This window comes from Enterobacter sp. UPMP701 (genome assembly GCF_053709515.1).
Map to the genome: position 1 here is coordinate 386607 of NZ_JBSKJN010000002.1, position 20995 is coordinate 407601.

The window sequence follows — 20995 nt, forward strand, 5'->3', positions numbered from 1 at the left end:
TAATATCCAGGCCAGGTTGAAAAAACAACCCCCACTCTGCCAAGGATATTTTCTGATTTGACGTAGATAAAATGAAAACCCTGCCCCCACGTGCTATAACTATCTCATTTCGCGGTAAAATCTTTCTCTGCAGGCAGGAAACTCAGTGCCCGGATTCGGACATGTGAGAAAGGAAATGACAGCATGAAAACCCGACATCTGGTCAGTCTGGTGACTGGCGTACTTATCTTTTCCGTGCTGGTTCCCATTTGCCTCAGCATCTGGCTGGCCCATCGCCAGGCGGAAGAGAAATTTGTCGATGCGCTGGATAGCTATGCTTCTCGCGTGCTGATACGCACCGACCGGGTCGTGGATCAGGCTAAAGAAGCGTTAAATCACCTGCAGGGATTTAAGGGCGTTCCCTGTAGTCCGCTGCATTTGAGGGAAATACGTCGGGTCGCTTTCTCATGGCGCTATATCCAGGAGGTGATCTACATCGACAATCTCAAACCCCTCTGCTCTTCGCTTGAGCAGGCCAGTAAATCCGCCTCTTATCCTCCCCCCATGCGTATCACCGGAGATGGCTACAGCGCGTGGCTTACCGCACAAAACGATCTTGGCTTTCACCGCTACATGGCCGTGCTCGGGAAGGGCCATTACCTTGTTCTGGTCGATCCTGCCTCGCTTGTGGATGTAATTCCTTTCGGTGAGATCGCCATTGATGCCGCCCTGGTGGGAAACGCAACGCACCTTATTTTTGCCAGCAGCAACACGCTTGATCCGCATATCCGCGATCGGGTCAACGATCGGGGCGTCACCCGCGTTCAGTACAAGGGCTCCATGTACGTGATGAAGCCGGTACCTGAGCTTGGATTTACCGTCGTCGCCTGGGCGGCGCTCACCCCTCTGGCTGAAAGCTGGCACCGGCAGCTGCTTTTCTGGCTACCGTTTGGCGTACTGATAAGCCTGCTTGCGGCACTGTTTGTGCTGCGGATACTGCGTCGTATCCAGTCGCCACGCAATCGCCTGCTTGATGCCATTAGCAACCGAGAATTTGTGGTGCACTATCAGCCCATCGTGGCGCTCTGTAGCGGAAAAATTGTCGGCGCAGAGGCGCTGGCGCGCTGGCCGCAGACGGACGGAAGCAGTCTCTCGCCTGATATTTTTGTCCCCCTTGCCGAGCAAACGGGGCTCATCACTCAGTTGACGCAGTTAATCATCGAAAAAGTATTTGAAGATATGGGCCACTGGCTGCAGCTTCATGCCGATCAGCATATCTCCATCAACCTCGCCCCTGCCGATTTAACCTCCGGCAATCTGCCGCCGCTGCTGAGCCAGCTTCTGAATAAGTGGCAAATCCATCCCGGACAAATCGCCCTTGAGTTAACCGAGCGTGGCTTTGCCGACCCCAAAATCAGCGCGCCCGCTATCGCCGCATTCCGACGCTCTGGTCACCCTGTTTATATTGATGATTTTGGTACGGGCTATTCCAGCCTCAGCTATCTTCAGAATCTGGATGTCGACACGCTAAAAATTGATAAATCCTTCGTGGATGCGCTGGAGTACAAAAACGTGACGCCGCACATCATCGAAATGGCGAAGTCACTGCAGCTGGCGATGGTGGCGGAAGGCGTTGAGACCGAAGGGCAGCTCGCCTGGTTACACCGCCACGGGGTGCAGTACGGTCAGGGGTGGTATTACAGTAAGGCGCTGCCAAAAGCAGAGTTTATTCTCTGGGCTGAACATAACCTGGAAACGCATACTATTTAAGATAGGATTTGATCACCTGCAACACCACGCCAAGATCGGCTTCACGCTGCGTCTCTTCGGGCTCTTTCACCACATGATCGGTGAGATGCCCTTCAATCACCTGCATCATCATGCCATTGACCGCCCCACGGATCGCCGCCAGCTGTTGTAACACCTCGGCGCACTCATGATCGCTGTTGAGCATTTTCTCGAGGGCGTTACTCTGCCCCTGAATTTTCTTCAGGCGAGTCAATAACATCTTCTTGTCGCGAACGGTATGTGACATCTCTGCATCCTTATCTTTTTGGCTTTTAAAGCATATCACGCTCTACTCCCCCTGAGTATTTTTCTACTGGGGGGTAGTATTAGACTACTGGGGGGGAGTAGTATTTGCACACGCTTTCCATTCCGGAATTTCCTATGAACGATTTTGCTTCACTTCTGCAGCAGGGCAATGCCTGGCTGTTTGTTCCCAGCGCCATCCTGCTCGGCGCGCTGCATGGCCTGGAACCGGGTCACTCAAAAACGATGATGGCCGCTTTTATCGTGGCGATCCGCGGCACGCTGAAGCAGGCGGTGCTGCTTGGTCTGGCGGCAACGCTTTCCCATACGGCGGTAGTCTGGATCATTGCCATGGCGGGATTGTGGTTTGGCCGGGGCTGGGATGCGCATACGTCCGAACCCTGGTTCCAGCTGATCTCCGGGGTGCTGATCGTTCTGATCGCCCTGTGGATGGCGTGGCGAACCTGGAAAGAGAGCCAGCCGCACGATCATCATCACGATCACCACCACCATCATCATGACCATGACCATCATCATGATCACCACCATCACCACGAACACCCGCTGGTTGAAGAGGAGTGGCAGGACGCCCACCAGCGCGCGCACGCGCAGGATATTAACCGACGCTTCAGCGGGCAAAACGTGACGACAGGACAGATTGCGATGTTTGGCCTGACCGGCGGGCTTATCCCCTGCCCGGCGTCCATCACCGTGCTGCTGATCTGCCTGCAGTTGAAGCATTTCGCCCTCGGCGCAACGCTGGTATTCAGCTTCAGCATCGGCCTGGCGTTAACGCTGGTCGCTTCCGGCGCGATTGCCGCCTTAAGCCTCAAACATGCGACAAAACGCTGGCCAGGTTTTAGCGAATTTTCCCGTAAAGCGCCGTGGATCTCCGCTGCGCTGATTATCGTGGTGGGCATTTACATGAGCCTGCACGGCCTGAGCGGCATTCTGGCGTAAGCAGGCGGCCACGTCCGGTGGCCGCCTCTCTGATCAGGTAAGATTCTGCTGCCAGCTGAAGGTATAACGAAGCTGGCGTGTCTGCAGGATGAACTCCGGCGAAACGCTGGGGCTCCAGGAGTCATCGCCGCCCACGCCCATATGGAACGCATCGAGGTTGAGCCAGCATCCCGGCTCTTCCCGCAGCAGATGATGATGGGTTGTCTCTCGTAGCTGCTGCTGGCTATAGCGGCTCACCGAGAAATGGAACCGGCCATTCAGCTGATGCGTTCCCAGCACAAGTTCCCGGGTATCGCAGCGCAAACCATTTTCCGTCGGGAAGATATACGGCGTGTGCATGGCATCCAGAGGTAATATCCAGCGCCCCTGCTGTGCCGCCAGCTTTCTGTCCGGGTAGTTTTCGTGCGGCCCCAGCCCCAGCCAGTCAACCTTTTCCGGCACTTCAGCGAGATGAACGCTGAGGCCAACGCGTGCGGGCGCGGGGATATCAGACGCAATATCGATCTCAATATCGCCATGCAGAACGCCCCGATCGTCCACCCGCCAGATTTTACGGCTCAGAAACAGCGTCTTTCCGTGATGCTCCCATGCGTGTCGGGTAGTGACCACCACCTCGCCTGCGTGCTGTTCTGCGTCACAGCGCAAAACGCGCGAGGTAAGATCGTACATCCCCGCCGCTTTCCAGCGTTCAACCCACGCGTACGGATCGATGCGCGTCGCTTCACTCACGCCTATGTCGTTGTCCAGCGGCGCACGGCTGACGTTATCCGTCACGGGTGAAAGCAGCGTTTCAACGCCATTTCGCCACCATTGAGTCAGGTTTCCTGTTGCGCGATCGAACTGCCAGCACTGCTGCTGGTGCGTTATCTCAAGCATGTTCTCATGCTGCGTCAGGCGCGAAGGCTCGCCCGCAGAGACTTCTGGCGCGATAAACAGGGGAACCGGGAGCGGCCACTGCTCCCACGCGCAGCGATGGTCTGCCGGCGACCACGGCGTAGCCCGCAGCTGGCGTACTTCAAGGTTCAGCCAGACCTCACCCGGCCCGGCGTTCAGCTCCGGCAGGTCCAGCTCCAGACGCTGGGTGCCTTCAGGCGCCATCGCCAGCGTCACCTCGCCTGCGGCCAGCACGTCTCCATCCCGGGCAACCGCCCAGCTCAACACCTCGTTATCGGCGGGGCGGAACAGGTAACCGCTTTGCACCTCAATCACCAACGGAGAGGTGCTGACCAACGTAAAGGTGAAGAACTGCTGGGCGCGCTGCGCCTCATACAGCGCCGGATGCGGCGAACGATCGGGAAACACCAGACCATTGAGGCAGAACTGCCGATCGTTCGGCTTATCGCCAAAGTCTCCGCCGTAGGCCCAGAACGCGTTGCCTTTTTCGTCTTTCTTCGTCAACGCCTGATCGACCCAGTCCCAGACAAACCCACCCTGCAGGCGAGGATGGCTGCGAAACGCCTGCCAGTATTTCGCAAATCCGCCGAAGCTGTTTCCCATCGCGTGGGCGTATTCACAGAGGATCAGCGGACGCGTTTCGTCGGGCATGCCGATCCATTTCTTGATTGACCATTTGGGCACCGCCGGGAAAGGCTGATCCTGATCGACACGGGCATACATCGGACAAACAATATCGGTCGCCGCCGTATTCGCCCCGCCGCCTTCGTACTGCACCGGGCGCGTTGGATCGGTAGTTTTCAGCCAGCGGTACAGCGCATCGTGATTCGCGCCGTGCCCGGACTCGTTGCCCAGAGACCAGATGATAATGGAGGGGTGATTGCGATCGCGCTGCACCATGCGGGTCACGCGCTCGCTCATGGCGGGCAGCCAGCGCGGATCGTCAGCAAGGCGGCTCATCGGCACCATGCCGTGGGTTTCGATATTGGCTTCGTCAACAACGTACAGCCCGTAGCGATCGCAAAGCCGGTACCACAGCGGATGGTTCGGGTAGTGCGAACAGCGCACGGCGTTAAAGTTGTGCTGCTTCATGATTTCGATATCGCGACGCATGGTCGCCTCGTCCATCACCTGGCCGTTTTCCGGATGATGCTCATGACGGTTAACGCCGCGGATCAGCAGCGGCTTACCGTTGAGCTTCAGCAGGCCATTGCTGATGTCAACGCGGCGGAAGCCCACGTCGCACGCTTCAATCTCCAGCACCTCACCCTGCGGGTTGCGATGCGCAATCGTCAGGCGATACAGTTCCGGCGTTTCAGCGCTCCAGAGCGCGGGCTGGTCAACGGGGATCGCCACCGTCAGGCGCTCAGCCCAGCTGCCGCGCTCGTCGACAATGGCCGACCCCGGACGCCGGGAAACGCTGGCGCATTTCTCCCCCTTGCGCCACAGGGTAAAGACCACCTCGCCGTCCGCAAAGCCAGCGCCTGCCAGCGTGACATCAACCTTCAGCACCGCGCGATCCAGCTCCGCATTCAGGTCCGTCACCACGTGATAATCGGCAATCTGCGTCTCGGGTTTATGCAGCAAGGTCACATCGCGGAAGATGCCGCTCATGCGCCACATGTCCTGATCTTCCAGATAGCTGCCGTCGCACCAGCGCAACACCATGACCGCCAGGCGGTTCTCACCGGATCGCAGGACCGCCGAGAGATCAAATTCAGCGGGCAACCGGCTGTCCTGGGAATAGCCTATCCACTGCCCGTTACACCACAGATGAAACGCCGAGTTCACGCCGTCAAAGATGATGCGGGTCTGCCCGCTCTGAAGCCAGGCGTCATCAACCTCGAATGTGAGCGAGTAACATCCGGTAGGATTCTCTTGCGGCACAAAAGGCGGATTAACGGGGATGGGATAGGTGACGTTGGTGTAAATGGGCGTGTCAAATCCCTGCATCTGCCAGTTCGACGGCACAGGCATCGCAACGGCGTCTGCGCAATCTTCGGTGACCCATGCCTGAGGAACCTGCTCCGGCGCAGTAAAGTAGCTAAACCGCCATAGCCCATTGAGAACGTGCCTGCTGGCAGATCCGGCGTCATCTCTGGCCGAAGGCTCATTGCGCCAACTGTGCAACGGCGCGTGTGCGGCCAGACGGTTCCACTGGGTAACTACGGGGTTTTCCCAGTCCCGTCGGGCCAGGATGGCGCTGAGAGTCAGCGATAAAGCGGTGGACATAGTAACCTCTTTGCGAAGCGCTCACAATTTCGGTTAACATGCCCTGACACCTTGCGACGGTAAAGCACTCAATTGCGGGGTAGCGAGTCCGATCACAAAGTTTTATCTGCGGGCAAGCTGCCCGGCAAGAAGGGCCAGGCTCCTCAACTGCTGCGCCAGATCCTCGCGTTCGGCCTGCAGCGGGCTGCAACGCGCGGTGGAGTGGCGGGTCACCAGCGTCACCGGCAGCTGAACCTGCCAGCACGCATCGCCCAGTTCAGGTGCCAGCAGCCACTCAACGCTGCGCTCCCCCGCCTCGCGAAATGCCTGGCGAATGGTCGTCAGCGGTGGGGAAAACCAGGCGCTGTCGGCCGTATCGTCAAACCCGACCACCGATATCTGGCCCGGAATCGCTACCCCTTTTTCCGCGCAGGCGCGCATCACTCCGAGCGCCATCTGATCGTTCGCCACCAGAATCGCGTCCGGTAATGTCGCCCCCGACAACAGCACATGTCCCTTCTCATAACCGCTGGCCGCGCTCCAGTCGCCGTAGGCGACGGCTGCCGCGTTAAGACCCGACTCAGCCAGCGTCGTTTGCCATCCCGCCAGACGCGCGCGCGCAGAGACCGAACTTTCCGGCCCGCTCAGCAGGGCAATACGCTGATGCCCGAGAGAGAGCAGATGCTCAACGCCCAGGCGCGCGCCCTCCCCGGCGTTAAAGACGAGGCTGTTTACCTGCGCTGACGGTGACACGTCGAGGAACAGCACCGGGACGGGCGTCGCCAGCCCCCTGAGTTCCTCGGCGTGAGGATCGTCAAGCGGCACATTCACCAGCAGCGCGTCCACCCGCTGCGCCAGCAGCGCCTGAAGCGCCGCCTGGCACTGCTGCGGCTGCTCCACCATGGAAATCAGGACGCTCGCCCCCTGTTCTGCCGCCCGGGATTTTACCGCCGAGACAATTTGCGAAGGTGCGTGCAGGGCCAGATCGGTGGTGATGAGGCCCAGCGTACGGGTGCGTTTTCCCGCCAGCTGCTGCGCCCGCAGGTTGGGAACGTAGTGCAGCTCCGCCATTGCCTGCTGCACCTTTTCCCGCGTGCGGGCAGAGACGTGTTCCGCGTCGTTAATGACGCGGGAAACGGTCTGATAAGAAACCCCCGCAAGGAGGGCGACATCATAGAGAGTGATTGCTTTCATGCGTTCTGGCATCGCAGTTTTCGAAGCCTCTATTCTGGCACAGCGACGCCGTTAAAACATGTGAGCGCTTCGCAAATTAAACAACCCGCTCAGGCTGAGGTATTTTCGCAATGCGTGGCTTCTGGCGGAACCAGGGCAAACAGAGCTGAATAAGCGGGCCAATGGTCAAAGCGTACACCACCGTTCCCACCCCAAACGAGCCGCCCAGCACGCACCCAATCAGCAGGACGGACACTTCAATAGAGGTACGCACGCTGCGAATGGACCACCCCAGCCGGGCATGAATACCGGTCATCAGGCCGTCGCGCGGACCAGGCCCGAAACCAGCGCCGATGTACATGCTGGTGGCGATCGCGTTCATTACGATACCTGACACCAGGAACGCAATTTGCACAGGCAACGAATTCAGTTCCGGGATAAGCGCCATGCTGGCGTCCGCCGCCAGACCAATACATATCACGTTGCTTATCGTGCCAAGGCCCGGCATCTGACGCAGTGGGATCCACAGTAAGAGTACCGCCGCCCCGGTCAAAATGATCACCGTCCCGATGCTCATCCCCAGCTGTATTCCCACGCCAAGGTGAAACACATCCCACGGATCGACACCCAGATCCGCGCGAATAAACATCGCGGTGGAAAGCCCATACAGCCCTAAACCGACATAAAGTTGTAGCAGACGACGTACCATTTTTATCTTCTCCAGTGAACCCGACTTTCATCCTGACCTAAAATGGCACTATGATTAATGTCCAGTTTTCAAATAGTGGACTGCATATGTCATCACGCCGCTTCGGAAGCCAGTCTCTGGTACGCCTTTTAGGCCACTGGCAGCAAACCTCCTCCCGCACCCCGCTCTGGCGCCAGCTGGCCGACGCGTTGCGTTTGTTAATCCTTGACGGTCGGCTGGCATTGAATACCCGACTGCCGGGAGAACGGGAGCTGGCCGCAGCACTGGATGTCAGCCGGACGACCGTCAGCAGCGCCCTCGCCCACCTGCGTGAGGAGGGTTATCTTGAAAGTCGCCACGGCAGCGGGTCGCGCGTGATCCTCCCGGACAAGCGCGCCGTTCCTACCCTTTCCGCAGCGAGTGCCGCCCTGGATCTCTCCACTGCCGCCCTCAATGCCGGGCCAGAGATCCACCAGGCCTACACCCATGCGCTTACGGCCATTACCCAGCACCTCTCGCTGACGGGCTACGATCAGCTTGGGCTGCCGGCGCTGCGGGAGGCCATTGCCGCACGCTATTCCGCGCGGGGTCTTCCCACCCGGGCAGACGAGGTGATGGTGGTCAACGGCGCCGTCAGCGGATTTGCGCTGGTATTGCGGATGATGGCCGGGCCGGGGGATCGCGTGGTGGTCGATCATCCCACTTATCCGCTGGCGATTGCCGCTATTCAGGGAGCGCAGTGTCGGCCAGTTGGGGTGTCGCTGCCGGAAACCGGCTGGGATACGGATGGATTCGCGGCCACGCTTGCCCAGACCGCGCCGCGCCTGGCGTACCTGATGCCAGATTTTCATAACCCGACCGGGCGATGCATGGATATCGCTACCCGTCAGGCCATTACCGATATTGCCGCGCAAACCCGCACGGCGCTGGTGGTGGATGAAACGATGGTCGATCTCTGGTTTGACTCTCCCCCGCCACCGCCGCTGGCTTCATTTAACCCGCAGGCCAGCGTGATTACGTTAGGCTCTGCCGGAAAAAGCTTCTGGGGCGGGCTGCGTCTCGGCTGGATCCGCGCCTCCTCGCGTACTATTGCCACGCTAGCCCAGACGCGGGATACCCTGGATTTAGGCTCGCCGCTGCTGGAGCAGCTGGCAACGCTGTGGCTTATCGACAATAGCGAGCGTTTTCTGCCCGCACGCCGTAACATGCTGGCGGAACGGCGCGATCGATGCGGTGAGCTGCTGCGTGAACATTTCCCGGAGTGGAATTTCCATGAGGCGGAAGGCGGACTCTCTTACTGGATCGAGCTCCCGGGCATGCTGGCGACGCAGCTTGCCGCGCGGGCAGAAATTATCGGGATACACCTGGGGACCGGCACGCGGTTTGGATTATCGGGGGCGTTTGACCGCTTTTTACGTATGCCCTTTTCGCTCGAACCCGCAGAACTGGAAGAGGCATTGCTGCGGATTAAACCGTTATGGCTTTCTCTAAATTCAAATGCGCCGTCGGTAAAACGCAGCCTGGTTTAATAGTTAAATATTTGAAGCGGATCATAAAATAAAAACTGCTGACTGCCACATATGCAGTTAGCAGTTTTCACTGGTCACAAATTAATGCTGAGGTGGAATAGGGAAACCTTTCAGGGAAATAACGAAATTATCACCCTCTTTCTTTATTTTTGCGCCGGTATCACACCAGTCAGACGCAATACGAAAGAATTCATCGCTTCCAACATTCCAGCCAAGACGTACATGCTTCACGTAGCCTGAACGCAACAGATCGCAGGCCTCGTTGTAGTCACTGGCAGTTGACAGTTGTTGTTTCATTTTCTCTTCTTCAGAAGTTTACGTAGAGCTTTGATTTCTTTAGGAGTAAAAGGAGAAACGCTCTCTTCTTCCGTATGCTGATTATCAATATCCTCTTCCGATACTCCCGCCTCTTCTACTGCTTCGAATGCCAGCAGCAGCAGTTTCTCTGTGGTCACGCTTAAATTTTCGTTATTAACTTCCGCATAGTGGCGAAGTCTTTCTTTTAGCGCTTCGTCAATTTTAACATTTAATACTGCAGTAGCCATGTTCGTCACTTCCCTTCGGAATCAGTTCTTTATTTAATACACGAAGTCAACTCTGTTATCCAGATATATATTTTTAACTTATGACAGAAAAAAGACATCCGATAATAAAATGACAGGCTATTATTACAAGTTTATGACAGTAATATTTCAACGCAATGAAATATATATTACAGAATATAGGCACTCTATTAGTGTGGAATAACGGTTTAAAAGAGAGGTGAAGCATCGTATGAAGCCATAAATGGGTGGGGGCCCTGCCAGCTACATCCCGGCACCCACGTCGTCTGCCCTGGCTGCTTCCTTCCGGACCTGACCTGGTGAACAGAGTAGCGTTGCGGGAGAACCAACAGAGCCCCCATTGAGAGCGTTGATAACCAACGCGCTGGCGCATTATCCCTGTGCTAAGGCCCAATTGCAAGCGGCCATGAACCGGATGCTGGTTTCTTGCGCAAACGGGCGCAGCAATCAGGACGATCTTCGTTTACCATGTCTGTTCAGGCAATCCCACAGGTGAAGGTATGGACGAACACGACTCCTTTCCACAGCGCGTATGGCAAATTGTGGCCTCGATTCCGGAAGGCTACGTCACCACATACGGTGATGTGGCAAGGCTGGCAGGCTCTCCACGCGCGGCGCGTCAGGTCGGTGGCGTCCTGAAGCGACTACCGGAAGGAAGTACGCTGCCATGGCATCGGGTAGTGAATCGGCATGGCGCTATTTCACTGACCGGGCCGGATCTCCAGCGACAGCGTCAGGCATTACTTTCAGAGGGGATTCAGGTATCAGGAGCAGGACAGATTGATATGCAGAAATACCGCTGGGTGTATTGACCCCTCCCCCGAAGGAGAGGGGGAAACAACGCTTACATCTGCGTCGGTGGGGTTGGCAGGGACGGCTGATTGGTCTGCGGTGCGACCGGTACTTCGGTCTGCTGCACCGGCACCAGGTTCAGGTCGATTTTGGTCCCACCGTGGTTAATCGCTTCCTGGACCGTATCGGTAATAAAGACCAGTTTATCGTTGATGGTTACCGCTGCACTCAGCAGGATACGGGCATTAGGCTGCACGTCTGACGGGTTATACGGCAATACGAAGCTAAACGGCGCCTGCTTACCTTCAGTACGGACCGCACGCTGGGCCAGAACTTTAGACGGCGCATCGGCCAGAGAAGCATCAGACAGCGTTACCGTTAATACCGCATCCGGCGGCAGAGCAACTTTCTGTTTGATCCAGATTGTACCGGAAACGTTGGGCTGCTGAATGGATTGCTGTGAAAGGGTATTAATCCCGTTCGGATCGGCTGCAGGGACCGGCACCTGGGCGCTCTTACCGGCACAGGCGGACAACGCCACCGCAATAGCTACACCACTAAGCATGGGCACGAGTTTCATTGAAGTCTCCTTATCATCAATGCACCAGCGGGATCGATCCCATCCGATGTCGTTTCAATCACATAACATCGTTAAGTGTGGCACAGATCACCGATTAATGCCTGAAAACCTCCAGATATTCAGATTATTCTACCCATCGGACCACTTTCATTTCTGCGTTATACTCTGCCTATCTTTCGCTACGGCGTTTATTGAGGACAATTATGAGTCAGGCACTGAACAATCTGCTGACATTATTGAATCTGGAAAAAATTGAGGAAGGACTCTATCGCGGACAGAGCGAAGACCTCGGCTTACGTCAGGTTTTCGGCGGCCAGGTCGTCGGACAAGCGCTGTACGCTGCAAAGGAGACCGTCCCTGCAGACCGTCTGGTGCACTCATTCCACAGCTATTTCTTACGCCCTGGCGACAGCGCAAAACCGATTGTGTATGACGTTGAAGTCCTGCGAGACGGCAACAGCTTCAGCGCCCGCCGCGTGGCGGCCGTTCAGAACGGTAAACCTATCTTTTATATGACCGCCTCTTTCCAGGCGCCGGAACCGGGGTATGAGCATCAGAAAGTGATGCCGCCAGCCCCCGCGCCAGACGATCTCAAATCAGAGACCGATATCGCCCGTGCGCTGGCGCATCTGCTTCCGCCGCAGGTCAAAGAGAAGTTTCTCTGCGATAAACCGCTGGAGATCCGCCCGGTTGAGTTCCATAACCCCATGAAAGGCCACACTGCCGAGCCGAAGCGTCAGGTCTGGATCCGCGCCAATGGCACCGTGCCGGAAGATTTCCGCGTGCATCAGTATCTGCTGGGCTACGCGTCTGACTTCAATTTTCTGCCGGTAGCGCTGCAGCCGCACGGCGTCGGGTTCCTGGAAAAAGGGATGCAGGTCGCGACGATCGATCACTCCATGTGGTTTCACCGGCCGTTCAACATGAATGAGTGGCTGCTCTACAGCGTGGAGAGTACGTCAGCGTCGAGCGCTCGCGGGTTTGTGCGCGGGGAGTTTTATACCCAGGATGGCGTGCTGGTGGCTTCTACGGTGCAGGAAGGGGTGATGCGTAATCGCGGGTGATGCTGCCCTCACCTTGACCCTCTTCCCCGGGGCTGAGGGATCCCCACAAATTAATGCGAGCAGTGAACAATCCCCTCGCCCCTTTGGGGAGAGGGTTAGGGTGAGGGGGAACATACAGCTCTGGTGGTCATTCCGTTCACTTTATGTTCCTTGCTATTCTGTAACGACATGACCGGTGAACGTGCCAGGGTGGCTCAGTCGCCACCCCCCTGGCAACCCGGGCTCCCGGCGGTAAATCGCCGCTTCGCGGTGCCCTCGGCTTATTCCTTCCGGCTTGTCGGGGACGGGCGGAGGTAACATCCCTGTAAAGCCCGCCCTCTCGGCGCATCCCTGCGCCTCGCCCCGGCCTGCAGGAAACGCCTCAGCGATTTACAGCCGGACCAGGGCATCGCTGAAAGCCTGCAAGCATTCTGAAACAACGTTGTTGCTTCTGATAAAAAAATGACTGGGGAACCCTCAACCCTGTGGGAGAGGGAATAAATACTAAAAACGGCAATCAGAGATTGCCGTTTTGCTGTTTATTAGGCGTTATACGCGTTCTCGCCGTGGCTGTTGACGTCGAGACCTTCGCGCTCCTGCTCTTCAGGGACACGCAGCCCAACGGTCATGTCCGCCAGTTTGTAGCCAATGAAAGCGACAACAGCAGACCACACAACGGTGATAGCAATACTTTCCAGCTGTACCAGCACCTGATGAACCATGGTGACGCCTTCTGCGTAACCCACGCCACCCAGTGATTTCGCGGCGAAGATACCGGTCATGATACAGCCGACGATGCCGCAAACGCCGTGGACACCAAACACGTCGCAAGGGTCGTCAACGCGCAGCACACGTTTCAGGGCGGTGACGCCCCACAGCCCGGCAAGACCCGCGACCAGACCCACCAGCAGCGCACCACCGACCCCCACGTAACCGCACGCAGGAGTGATACCGACCAGACCGGCAATCGCCCCCGAACAGGCACCCAGCAGGGAAGGTTTACCGCGCACCGCCCACTCGCCGAACACCCAGGAGAGGATTGCACCCGCCGTCGCCACAACGGTGTTCACGAAGGCCAGCGCGGCGATTTCGTTCGCGGCACTTGCAGAACCGGCATTGAAGCCGAACCAGCCAAAGTAGAGGATAGCCGTACCGGTAAACACCATCGGCAGGTTGTGCGGTTTGAATGCTTCTTTACCGAAGCCCACGCGTTTGCCAATCAGGTATGCCCCCACCAGGCCCGCTACCGCGGCGTTGATGTGTACAACGGTACCGCCCGCGAAGTCCAGCGCGCCGTGCGTTGCCAGCAGACCACCGCCCCAGACCATGTGCGCGATCGGCACATAGGAGAGCGTCAGCCAGACCACCACAAAGATCAGAACGGCAGAGAAACGAATGCGCTCCGCCAGCGCGCCCACGATCAGCCCGACGGTGATGCAGGCGAACGAACCCTGGAACGCGACGTGAATGTACTGGTAGAAGCTGCCCATCAGCGCGGTCAGTTCAATATTTTTCAGCATTACCCAGTCGAAGTTACCAAAGAAGGCGTTGCCGGTACCGAAGGCCAGCGAGTAACCGTAAACCACCCACAGCACGCAAACCAGCGCGAACGTCACGGCAACCTGCGTCAGCATGGAGAGCACGTTTTTGCCACGGATCAGACCGCCGTAGAACAGCGCAATGCCCGGGATAGACATGAACAGCACCAGCGCGGTGCTGATCATCATAAAGGCGTTATCGGCCTTGTCTGCCACGGCAGGGGCAGCCAGCGCCAGGCCCGGCAGCAGTGCCAGCGAACCCAGACCCGTTTTAAGTGTTGCTATCTTCATTTTCTCGATCCCTATCACTGTGTGCCAGGAGTTACTTACAGTGCCGCTTCGTCAGATTCGCCGGTACGAATGCGAATGACGCGCTGCAGTTCGGCAACGAAAATTTTGCCGTCGCCAATTTTGCCGGTGTAGGCCGCTTTGCTAATCACATCAATCACTTCATCAAGCTGATCGTCCGCAATCGCAACATCGATTTTTACTTTTGGCAGGAAGTTAACGCTGTATTCCGCTCCGCGATAAAGCTCGGCATGACCCTTCTGACGACCAAAGCCTTTCACTTCGGTGACAGTCAGTCCCTGAATACCCATGGAAGATAACGCTTCGCGCACGTCTTCCAGTTTGAATGGTTTGATTACCACCGTAACCAGCTTCATAGATCCCCTCCAGTCAGAATTCGGTAATGGCCGCAGCTCACGCAGAAGGTATTGCAAGGGGTATGCCAGAAATGAAAACGAGGGAGAAAAGCGGTGCGACGAGCGTTACGCCGCCTTTATTAACGAACCGGTGAAAAAAAAACGCACCATGGCAGTGCACGGTGCGTTTCAGTTTTGCACCAACAGGAATGACTGTTAGCGCGTTGCTTTGTTTTGGTGCATCAGGCGCTCAGCGACTCTTCCTCGCGCACGCTGGCCGCCAGCTCTTCGCCCGCCAGCTGAAGCTGGTACATCTGCCAGTAGCGCCCTTTGGCTTCCAGCAGTTCGCGGTGCGTACCCCGTTCCACGGCTTGTCCACGATGCAGCACCAGAATGGTATCGGCATCGACAATAGTAGAAAGTCGATGGGCAATCACCACCAGCGTCGTATGGTCGCGTACCGCGGCCAGCGCCTGCTGGATGGCCTGCTCGGTGCCGGAGTCAATACTGGCCGTCGCTTCATCCAGAATCAGCACCTGCGGGGTTTCAATCAGCACCCGTGCCAGCGCGAGAAGCTGCTTTTGCCCAACGGAGAGGTTGTTCCCCTGCTCGCCCAGCTTTGTATTTATGCCGTCGCTAAACCCGCGCGCCAGCTCCGCCAGCTGCACTTTCTCCAGCACGTCCCAGACCTGCTCCTGGGTATAGTCCCGGCCCAGGGTCACGTTCGCGTAGAAGGTGTCGGCCAGGACGACCGGATCCTGCTGCACCATCGCGACGCCTTTACGCAACACGTTGTGGCTGAGGGACGCGAGCGGGCGCCCGTCGAGGCGGATTTCGCCCTGCGTGACCGGGTAATAGCCCATCAACAGGCTGGCGAGCGTGCTCTTGCCGCTGCCCGTATGCCCCACCAGCGCCACGAACCCGCGCGACGGGACATCAAGCGTGATGTCCTGCAGTACCAGCTGGTCGTCGCGATAGGCAAACGAGACGTTATCAAAGGCAATTTCGCCGCTTTGCAGAGGCCGCTCGTCACGGCCGTAGGCCTGGCGCGGCCTGTCCATCAACTCAAATACGCGCTCCCCTGCCACCACGGCCTGCTGGAGCATCGACTGCTGTGTCGTCAGCTCAATCAGCGGTTCGTTAAGGCGGCCAAGGTAGCTGATGAAGGCGTATAAAACGCCTACCTCAATGGTTCCTCGTGCGGTCAGGCCAAAGAGCATCAGCAGCCCGCAAAGTACCAGCGCGGAGAAAAGGCTCAGCAGTGGGCGCAACAGGAAACCGTCGAGGCGCAGGGTCTGCATACGCGCCATGTAGTGCGAACGGCTGGCTTCACCCATCCGCTCGCCAAAGCGCGCCTGCTGGCGGAACTGCTGAATGACGCTCATGCCGTTGATCACTTCGTTGAAGCCATCGTTAATGTCGGCCAGGTAGGTGCGCACCCGACGGACAATCGGCGTGCTGTAGCGCTGGTAGATAACCATCACGATCAACACCGCCGGGAAGATAGCGATCGCCACCAGCGCCATGCGCCAGTCGAGGCTGAACATCGCCACCAGCATTGCGCCAATTAGCGCCGCGCTGCGTAACACCGTCGCGACCACGGTGACGTACAGATCGCGGATCACCTCAGTATCGTTGGTCACGCGCGAAATCACCTGCCCGACCGGCTGGGTATCAAACTCGCTGAGCGGCTGGCGAAGCGCCGCGTCCATCACATCCGTACGCAGCTGCTGAACGACGCCCACGGCGGCACGGTTAAACAGCAGCGACTGCGCATAGTGCAGCCCTGCCGCCGCCAGCTGTAAACCAACGTAGGCCACGCCCAGCCCCGCCACCAGCCCCAGGGGCAGGTAGCTTTTCGCGACCATATTGTCGATGAAGTAGCTGATAAGCAGCGGCCCGCTCACTTCAGCAATTGCCGCTATCCAGAGTAAAAGTACGGCAACGGAGAGCGGTTTACGCCACGGCGAGCCGTAGGCCAGCAGACGTTTGAGCGTCGGCCACATCGTTCCGAGCTTACGCATTCGCGGCCTCCTCATCCTGCTCCGGCGCATCGTCCAGCGCCGCCTCAAGCTGTTGATAGCGATACATATCGCGATACCAGCCCGGCTGCCCGGCAAGCGTTTCATGCTGCCCGCGCTGGGCAATGTGACCGTGCTGTAAGACCAGAATTTCACTGGCTTCCGTGAGCGCTGACAAACGGTGGGCGCTGATAATCACCGTGCGCCCGTCGCCCCACTGGCGCAGGTTATGCAGAATCTGGTGCTCGGTACGACCATCCACGGCGGAGAGCGCATCATCAAGAATCAGAATTTCAGCATTCAGCAGCAACGCGCGGGCAATCGAGATACGCTGTTTCTGCCCGCCGGAGAGCATGACGCCACGTTCCCCGACTTCCGTTTCGTAGCCCTGCGGCAGACGCAAAATATCGTCATGTACGCTGGCTAAGCGCGCCACATGTTCGATCTCTTCCTGCGTCGCCGACGGACGTCCCAGAGCGATGTTATTAGCCACCGTGTCGGAAAATAAAAAAGGCGTCTGGCTGACGACCGCCAGGCGGCCACGCCACTCATCCAGCAGCAGGTTCGTCAGGGGGATATCGTGGAAACGAATATCACCTTCGGTGACGTCAAAGTGGCGCTGAAGCAGAGAGAGCACGGTACTTTTACCGGACCCCGTCGGGCCACAGATGCCCAGCATCTGGCCTGGCTGCAGCGTAAAGCTAACGTTTTCCAGCACCGGATGTTCCGTTTGCGGATAGACAAACTTGCGGACGTCAACATGCATGACGCCGCGCCCTTCCGGTACCGCTTCGCTGCCGTCATTGACCACCGGCGCTTCGGCCAGCATGGCGCGAATGCGGCTGTAGGCAGCGCTACCGCGCTCCACAATGTTAAACATCCAGGCCAGCGCCAGCATCGGCCAGATCATCAGCCCCAGATACATCGCGAAGCTGGTCAATTGCCCCAGGGTTAACGTGCCCTGCACCACCATCCAGCTTCCGCCGCCAATCGCCAGCATATTTGCCATGCCGATTGCGATATAAATCGTCGGATCAAACCGCGCATCAATACGCGCGACGCGCATGTTTTTCGCACCCGTGTCTGCCGCATCGGCGGCAAACAGCGCGGACTGCCTGTCTTCCAGACCAAACGCTTTGATCATGCGGATGCTGGTCATGCTCTCCTGGGTGCGATCGTTTAGAGAAGAAAACGCCGCCTGCGCCAGCTTGAAGCGCTCGTGCAGCTGTTCGCCGTAGCGATTGATCGCCAGCGCCATCAGCGGCATTGGCAATAGGGCGAGCAGGGTCAATTGCCAGCTGATCTGCGTGGACATGACGATCAGCACCGCACAGCCCATCACCAGCGAGTCCACCAGCGTTAATACGCCTTCTCCGGCGGCAAAGACCACGCGATCGACATCGTTCGTCGCGCGGGCGATGAGATCCCCGGTGCGGTGGCGGAGATAAAACTCAGGATGCTGTCGGCTCAGCTGGCGGTAAAAATCTTCGCGCAGCTCAACGGCCAGCTGATAGGACGCACCAAACAGCAGCACGCGCCAGACGTAGCGAAGCAGATAAACAATGACCGCCGTCAGCACCAGCGTGCCGACCCACATCAACACCCGTGCGGAGGTGTAATGCTGTTCAGTGACGCCATCCACGACGTATCCCACCACCTTCGGCGGGATCAGCTGCAAAATGGCAATGATAATAAGCAGGGCGACTGCACCGAGGTAGCGTTGCCACTCCCGACGAAAGTACCAGCTTAATTGGGCAAATAATCGCACGCGGTTTGTTCCTGAAGGTTTTTTACGAAGTTATTCAATGGGTAATGCTGTGGTGTATTTAATCTGTTCCATGGCGAAGCTTGAGGTGACATCCGACAAGCCCGGGACGCTGTTCACCAGCCGCTTGTAGAAATCATCATAGCGCTTCATGTCAGCCACCTGGACGCGCATCAGGTAGTCGTACTCGCCGGCCATACGCCAGAAGCCGAGTACCTCGGGCATCTCAGATACCTGAGTGACGAAGCGGCAATACCACTCGCTGCTATGATGCTGGGTTTTTATCAGCACAAATGCCGTCAACCCAAGCCCCAGTTTTTCGGGATCGAGTAACGCGACGCGGCCCAGCAAAATGCCGTCGTCTTCCAGCTTTTTTAGGCGCTTCCAGCACGGTGTGGTGGTCAGATTAACGGCATCTGCCAGCGCCTGCAAAGAGAGGGTACAGTCACTTTGCAGCAATGAAAGGAGCTTGCGGTCAATTTTATCTAGCATACCCACCTCACAGAGAAAATTTTTCTCCCTTCATTCTATTTTAAAGGCCAGATAGCAACAATTTTTTCTGTGCTTTTCGCTATGCTGGGCACAAAATGACAAACGGATAACGACGATGAATAGCACCTGGGTTAAACATGCCATCAGCGAAATCAATGCCGACTACCAGCGCTCGGCGGATACGCACCTGATTCGCCTCTCCCTGCCGGGATTTGACGGTATTCAACTCTATCTGAAAGATGAAAGCACCCATCCTACCGGTAGCCTGAAGCATCGCCTGGCGCGTTCCCTGTTTTTATACGGTTTGTGTAACGGCTGGATCAATGAAGGCACCACCATTATTGAATCTTCATCCGGTTCAACGGCGGTATCCGAAGCCTATTTCGCCCGCCTGCTGGGTCTGCCGTTTATCGCCGTGATGCCCTCCTGCACCGCAAAACGCAAAATCGAACAGATCGAATTTTACGGCGGTCGCTGCCACTTTGTGGAAAGCGCCTGCGAAATCTACGCCGCCTCTGAAATGCTGGCCCGCGAGCTGAACGGCCACTATATGGACCAGTTCACCTTCGCCGAGCGTGCAACGGACTGGCGCGGCAATAACAACATTGCCGACAGTATTTTCCGCCAGATGACCCACGAACCGCATCCGGTTCCGTCATACATTGTGATGAGCGCCGGTACTGGCGGCACGTCAGCCACTATCGGACGTTACATCCGCTGTCAGGGTTACGATACGCAGCTGATGGTCGTTGACCCGCAGAACTCCGTGTTCCTCGACTACTGGCAAAGCCGCGATGCCGGCCTGCGCAGCCCGGTGGGCAGTAAAATTGAAGGGATCGGCCGCCCGCGCGTGGAACCCTCATTCATCCCGGACGTGGTGGATGAAATGCTTCGCGTGCCGGACGCCGCCAGCGTAGCCACCGCGCACTGGCTGGAAACGCAGCTGGGGCGCAAAGTGGGCGCATCGACGGGCACCAATATGTGGGGCGCGCTGCATCTGGCAGCAAGAATGCGCGAGGAAGGGCGTACCGGCTCTATCGTCACATTGCTGTGCGACAGCGGCGAGCGCTACCTTGAGACTTACTACAATGCAGAGTGGGTGCAGGCTAACATCGGCGACATCACCCCGTGGAAAGCGCAGATTGCGCAGCTGCTGAAATAAAAAAAAGCCAGACCGAAGTCTGGCTTGCTGGAAGGGTCTCACTATTCGGGGGAATATGGGAGGTTGTTGTTGTCCAGCCAATGCGTCAAAAAATGGGACACCGCTTCGTTGCCGCAGTGCCCGATAACCGGCAGATGAGGAAGCTCTGCGATTAACTGCGGCATCGCATTCCCCATAATCAGACCGCGCCCCACGCTGCCCAGCATTTCGCGGTCGTTCATGGCATCGCCAAACGCCATACACTCCTGCAGCGTTAAGCCCAGGTGGTCGCTAAGCACCGCCAGGGCTGAACCTTTGTTACAGCCCACGGGCAGCACTTCAAGACAATCCACCGCCGAGAAGGTCAGGTGCGCCCGATCGCCCAGCGCCTCATTCAGTTGAATCCGTAAGCGACAAAGATCGTCGTGATCGCCACAGAAGCAGATCTTGGTCACCGCATGGGCGGGGATCCGACGCAGATCGATAAGCTGGTATTGAAAACCGCTATAGACATGCGCATGCAGCAGTTCAGGGATTTCACGTCCGGTAAACCAGCCCTGATCGTTAAAGACGTGGATACTGGCCTGCGTGTCCCAGGTGCTATGCAGAACGATATCTGCCACTTCCGGATTTAAGTCCTGCCGGTGCAGCACGTCTCCTTCCACGGTATGAATGCGCGTTCCGTTACCAGTGATTAAAAACGCATCCAGGGAAAACGTGCCCAGCAAATGGCGCATCTCCAGCACGTGGCGGCCAGTGGCAAACGTCAGGGTGACATCACGCTCGCGCAGACGCTTAAGGGTGCTAAGCGTTTTCTCCCCCAGACGGTGATCCGGCATTAACAATGTACCGTCCATATCAAATGCAGCGAGGCGGGCCATGATTACTCCTGAAATGTGATGCGGTTAACTTGTGTATCAGTATTGCCTGCGATATACGGAAGTAATAGTG

The 20995-nt window shown here is 57.4% G+C and carries 19 protein-coding genes and 1 other RNA gene; 6 read left to right on the top strand and 14 right to left on the bottom strand.

What is annotated here, in order from left to right:
• The first annotated feature begins 183 nt into the window (after window positions 1-183).
• Window positions 184-1749, top strand: a complete 1566-nt coding sequence (locus ACWKXT_RS07360; RefSeq protein WP_454528018.1) for an EAL domain-containing protein — start codon at window positions 184-186, stop codon at window positions 1747-1749.
• On the opposite strand, the gene ACWKXT_RS07365 is transcribed toward ACWKXT_RS07360, so the two are convergent.
• A complete protein-coding gene (locus tag ACWKXT_RS07365) occupies window positions 1742-2014 on the bottom strand; it encodes a metal/formaldehyde-sensitive transcriptional repressor (RefSeq protein ID WP_454528019.1) in 273 nt (90 codons plus the stop codon). The genes ACWKXT_RS07360 and ACWKXT_RS07365 overlap by 8 nt on opposite strands.
• Before the next feature lie 134 nt (window positions 2015-2148).
• On the opposite strand from ACWKXT_RS07365, the gene ACWKXT_RS07370 reads away from it, so the two are divergent.
• Window positions 2149-2970, top strand: coding sequence for a nickel/cobalt efflux protein RcnA (locus ACWKXT_RS07370; protein ID WP_454532079.1), 822 nt, complete (start codon window positions 2149-2151; stop codon window positions 2968-2970).
• A 33-nt stretch (window positions 2971-3003) separates the two neighbouring features.
• Here ACWKXT_RS07370 and ACWKXT_RS07375 read toward each other — a convergent pair whose 3' ends face one another.
• From ACWKXT_RS07375 to yczE, 3 genes are all read right to left on the bottom strand, one after another.
• A complete protein-coding gene (locus tag ACWKXT_RS07375) occupies window positions 3004-6096 on the bottom strand; it encodes a beta-galactosidase (RefSeq protein WP_454532080.1) in 3093 nt (1030 codons plus the stop codon).
• A gap of 102 nt (window positions 6097-6198) precedes the next feature.
• Window positions 6199-7269: a LacI family DNA-binding transcriptional regulator gene (locus tag ACWKXT_RS07380; RefSeq protein WP_454532081.1), complete on the bottom strand. Its 1071-nt coding sequence runs from the start codon at window positions 7267-7269 to the stop codon at window positions 6199-6201.
• A gap of 76 nt (window positions 7270-7345) precedes the next feature.
• The gene (yczE, locus tag ACWKXT_RS07385; RefSeq protein ID WP_454528023.1) at window positions 7346-7957 is read right to left on the bottom strand and encodes a membrane protein YczE; all 612 of its coding nucleotides are present in this window, start codon (window positions 7955-7957) and stop codon (window positions 7346-7348) included.
• An 86-nt stretch (window positions 7958-8043) separates the two neighbouring features.
• On the opposite strand from yczE, the gene yczR reads away from it, so the two are divergent.
• Window positions 8044-9465, top strand: coding sequence for a MocR-like transcription factor YczR (yczR, locus tag ACWKXT_RS07390; protein ID WP_454528024.1), 1422 nt, complete (start codon window positions 8044-8046; stop codon window positions 9463-9465).
• A gap of 81 nt (window positions 9466-9546) precedes the next feature.
• On the opposite strand, the gene ACWKXT_RS07395 is transcribed toward yczR, so the two are convergent.
• The 3 genes from ACWKXT_RS07395 to ffs all read right to left on the bottom strand — a co-directional run bounded on the left by ACWKXT_RS07395 (window position 9547) and on the right by ffs (window position 10359).
• Window positions 9547-9762, bottom strand: a complete 216-nt coding sequence (locus ACWKXT_RS07395; RefSeq protein ID WP_047624485.1) for a hypothetical protein — start codon at window positions 9760-9762, stop codon at window positions 9547-9549.
• Window positions 9759-10010 carry a hypothetical protein gene (locus ACWKXT_RS07400; RefSeq protein ID WP_006176926.1) on the bottom strand — a complete coding sequence of 84 codons (252 nt, stop codon included), beginning with the start codon at window positions 10008-10010 and terminating at the stop codon, window positions 9759-9761. Before ACWKXT_RS07400 ends, ACWKXT_RS07395 begins: the two co-directional genes overlap by 4 nt.
• A 252-nt stretch (window positions 10011-10262) precedes the next feature.
• Window positions 10263-10359, bottom strand: an RNA gene (gene ffs, locus ACWKXT_RS07405) — signal recognition particle sRNA small type.
• A 169-nt stretch (window positions 10360-10528) separates the two neighbouring features.
• Here ffs and ACWKXT_RS07410 point away from each other — a divergent pair.
• Window positions 10529-10840, top strand: a complete 312-nt coding sequence (locus tag ACWKXT_RS07410) for an MGMT family protein (protein ID WP_454528025.1) — start codon at window positions 10529-10531, stop codon at window positions 10838-10840.
• Window positions 10841-10872: 32 nt separating this feature from the next.
• Here ACWKXT_RS07410 and ACWKXT_RS07415 read toward each other — a convergent pair whose 3' ends face one another.
• Complete coding sequence (locus ACWKXT_RS07415; RefSeq protein WP_104440493.1) at window positions 10873-11400, bottom strand: YbaY family lipoprotein; 528 nt, start codon at window positions 11398-11400, stop codon at window positions 10873-10875.
• Window positions 11401-11603: 203 nt separating this feature from the next.
• Here ACWKXT_RS07415 and tesB point away from each other — a divergent pair, with 203 nt between their 5' ends.
• Window positions 11604-12464 (top strand): acyl-CoA thioesterase II, encoded by an 861-nt coding sequence (gene tesB, locus ACWKXT_RS07420; RefSeq protein WP_080328051.1) that lies wholly within the window; start codon window positions 11604-11606, stop codon window positions 12462-12464.
• A 521-nt stretch (window positions 12465-12985) separates the two neighbouring features.
• Here tesB and amtB read toward each other — a convergent pair.
• From amtB to ACWKXT_RS07445, 5 genes are all read right to left on the bottom strand, one after another.
• A complete protein-coding gene (amtB, locus tag ACWKXT_RS07425) occupies window positions 12986-14272 on the bottom strand; it encodes an ammonium transporter AmtB (RefSeq protein WP_014882787.1) in 1287 nt (428 codons plus the stop codon).
• Between the two features lie 35 nt (window positions 14273-14307).
• The gene (glnK, locus tag ACWKXT_RS07430; protein WP_008503304.1) at window positions 14308-14646 is read right to left on the bottom strand and encodes a P-II family nitrogen regulator; all 339 of its coding nucleotides are present in this window, start codon (window positions 14644-14646) and stop codon (window positions 14308-14310) included.
• 221 nt (window positions 14647-14867) lie between these two features.
• On the bottom strand, window positions 14868-16649 hold the full coding sequence (locus ACWKXT_RS07435; RefSeq protein WP_454528026.1) for a SmdB family multidrug efflux ABC transporter permease/ATP-binding protein: 1782 nt from the start codon (window positions 16647-16649) through the stop codon (window positions 14868-14870).
• Entirely contained in the window at window positions 16642-18414 is a 1773-nt protein-coding gene (locus ACWKXT_RS07440) for a SmdA family multidrug ABC transporter permease/ATP-binding protein (RefSeq protein WP_454528027.1), read from the bottom strand. Before ACWKXT_RS07440 ends, ACWKXT_RS07435 begins: the two co-directional genes overlap by 8 nt.
• Before the next feature lie 30 nt (window positions 18415-18444).
• Window positions 18445-18903 carry an Lrp/AsnC family transcriptional regulator gene (locus ACWKXT_RS07445; RefSeq protein ID WP_008503307.1) on the bottom strand — a complete coding sequence of 153 codons (459 nt, stop codon included), beginning with the start codon at window positions 18901-18903 and terminating at the stop codon, window positions 18445-18447.
• 115 nt (window positions 18904-19018) lie between these two features.
• Here ACWKXT_RS07445 and ACWKXT_RS07450 point away from each other — a divergent pair, with 115 nt between their 5' ends.
• On the top strand, window positions 19019-20065 hold the full coding sequence (locus ACWKXT_RS07450; protein WP_454532082.1) for a PLP-dependent cysteine synthase family protein: 1047 nt from the start codon (window positions 19019-19021) through the stop codon (window positions 20063-20065).
• A gap of 41 nt (window positions 20066-20106) precedes the next feature.
• Here the strand turns inward: ACWKXT_RS07450 and cof are convergent, their stop codons facing one another.
• Window positions 20107-20925 carry an HMP-PP phosphatase gene (gene cof / locus ACWKXT_RS07455; RefSeq protein WP_454528029.1) on the bottom strand — a complete coding sequence of 273 codons (819 nt, stop codon included), beginning with the start codon at window positions 20923-20925 and terminating at the stop codon, window positions 20107-20109.
• Between the last annotated feature and the right edge of the window lie 70 nt (window positions 20926-20995).

What these genes read in the sequence shown, in the direction of transcription:
- ACWKXT_RS07360 (WP_454528018.1), top strand. Translation starts at nt 184, where the DNA reads ATGAAAACCCGACATCTGGTCAGTCTGGTGACTGGCGTACTTATCTTT.
- ACWKXT_RS07365 (WP_454528019.1), bottom strand. Translation starts at nt 2,014, where the DNA reads ATGTCACATACCGTTCGCGACAAGAAGATGTTATTGACTCGCCTGAAG.
- ACWKXT_RS07370 (WP_454532079.1), top strand. Translation starts at nt 2,149, where the DNA reads ATGAACGATTTTGCTTCACTTCTGCAGCAGGGCAATGCCTGGCTGTTT.
- ACWKXT_RS07375 (WP_454532080.1), bottom strand. Translation starts at nt 6,096, where the DNA reads ATGTCCACCGCTTTATCGCTGACTCTCAGCGCCATCCTGGCCCGACGG.
- ACWKXT_RS07380 (WP_454532081.1), bottom strand. Translation starts at nt 7,269, where the DNA reads ATGAAAGCAATCACTCTCTATGATGTCGCCCTCCTTGCGGGGGTTTCT.
- yczE (WP_454528023.1), bottom strand. Translation starts at nt 7,957, where the DNA reads ATGGTACGTCGTCTGCTACAACTTTATGTCGGTTTAGGGCTGTATGGG.
- yczR (WP_454528024.1), top strand. Translation starts at nt 8,044, where the DNA reads ATGTCATCACGCCGCTTCGGAAGCCAGTCTCTGGTACGCCTTTTAGGC.
- ACWKXT_RS07395 (WP_047624485.1), bottom strand. Translation starts at nt 9,762, where the DNA reads ATGAAACAACAACTGTCAACTGCCAGTGACTACAACGAGGCCTGCGAT.
- ACWKXT_RS07400 (WP_006176926.1), bottom strand. Translation starts at nt 10,010, where the DNA reads ATGGCTACTGCAGTATTAAATGTTAAAATTGACGAAGCGCTAAAAGAA.
- ACWKXT_RS07410 (WP_454528025.1), top strand. Translation starts at nt 10,529, where the DNA reads ATGGACGAACACGACTCCTTTCCACAGCGCGTATGGCAAATTGTGGCC.
- ACWKXT_RS07415 (WP_104440493.1), bottom strand. Translation starts at nt 11,400, where the DNA reads ATGAAACTCGTGCCCATGCTTAGTGGTGTAGCTATTGCGGTGGCGTTG.
- tesB (WP_080328051.1), top strand. Translation starts at nt 11,604, where the DNA reads ATGAGTCAGGCACTGAACAATCTGCTGACATTATTGAATCTGGAAAAA.
- amtB (WP_014882787.1), bottom strand. Translation starts at nt 14,272, where the DNA reads ATGAAGATAGCAACACTTAAAACGGGTCTGGGTTCGCTGGCACTGCTG.
- glnK (WP_008503304.1), bottom strand. Translation starts at nt 14,646, where the DNA reads ATGAAGCTGGTTACGGTGGTAATCAAACCATTCAAACTGGAAGACGTG.
- ACWKXT_RS07435 (WP_454528026.1), bottom strand. Translation starts at nt 16,649, where the DNA reads ATGCGTAAGCTCGGAACGATGTGGCCGACGCTCAAACGTCTGCTGGCC.
- ACWKXT_RS07445 (WP_008503307.1), bottom strand. Translation starts at nt 18,903, where the DNA reads ATGCTAGATAAAATTGACCGCAAGCTCCTTTCATTGCTGCAAAGTGAC.
- ACWKXT_RS07450 (WP_454532082.1), top strand. Translation starts at nt 19,019, where the DNA reads ATGAATAGCACCTGGGTTAAACATGCCATCAGCGAAATCAATGCCGAC.
- cof (WP_454528029.1), bottom strand. Translation starts at nt 20,925, where the DNA reads ATGGCCCGCCTCGCTGCATTTGATATGGACGGTACATTGTTAATGCCG.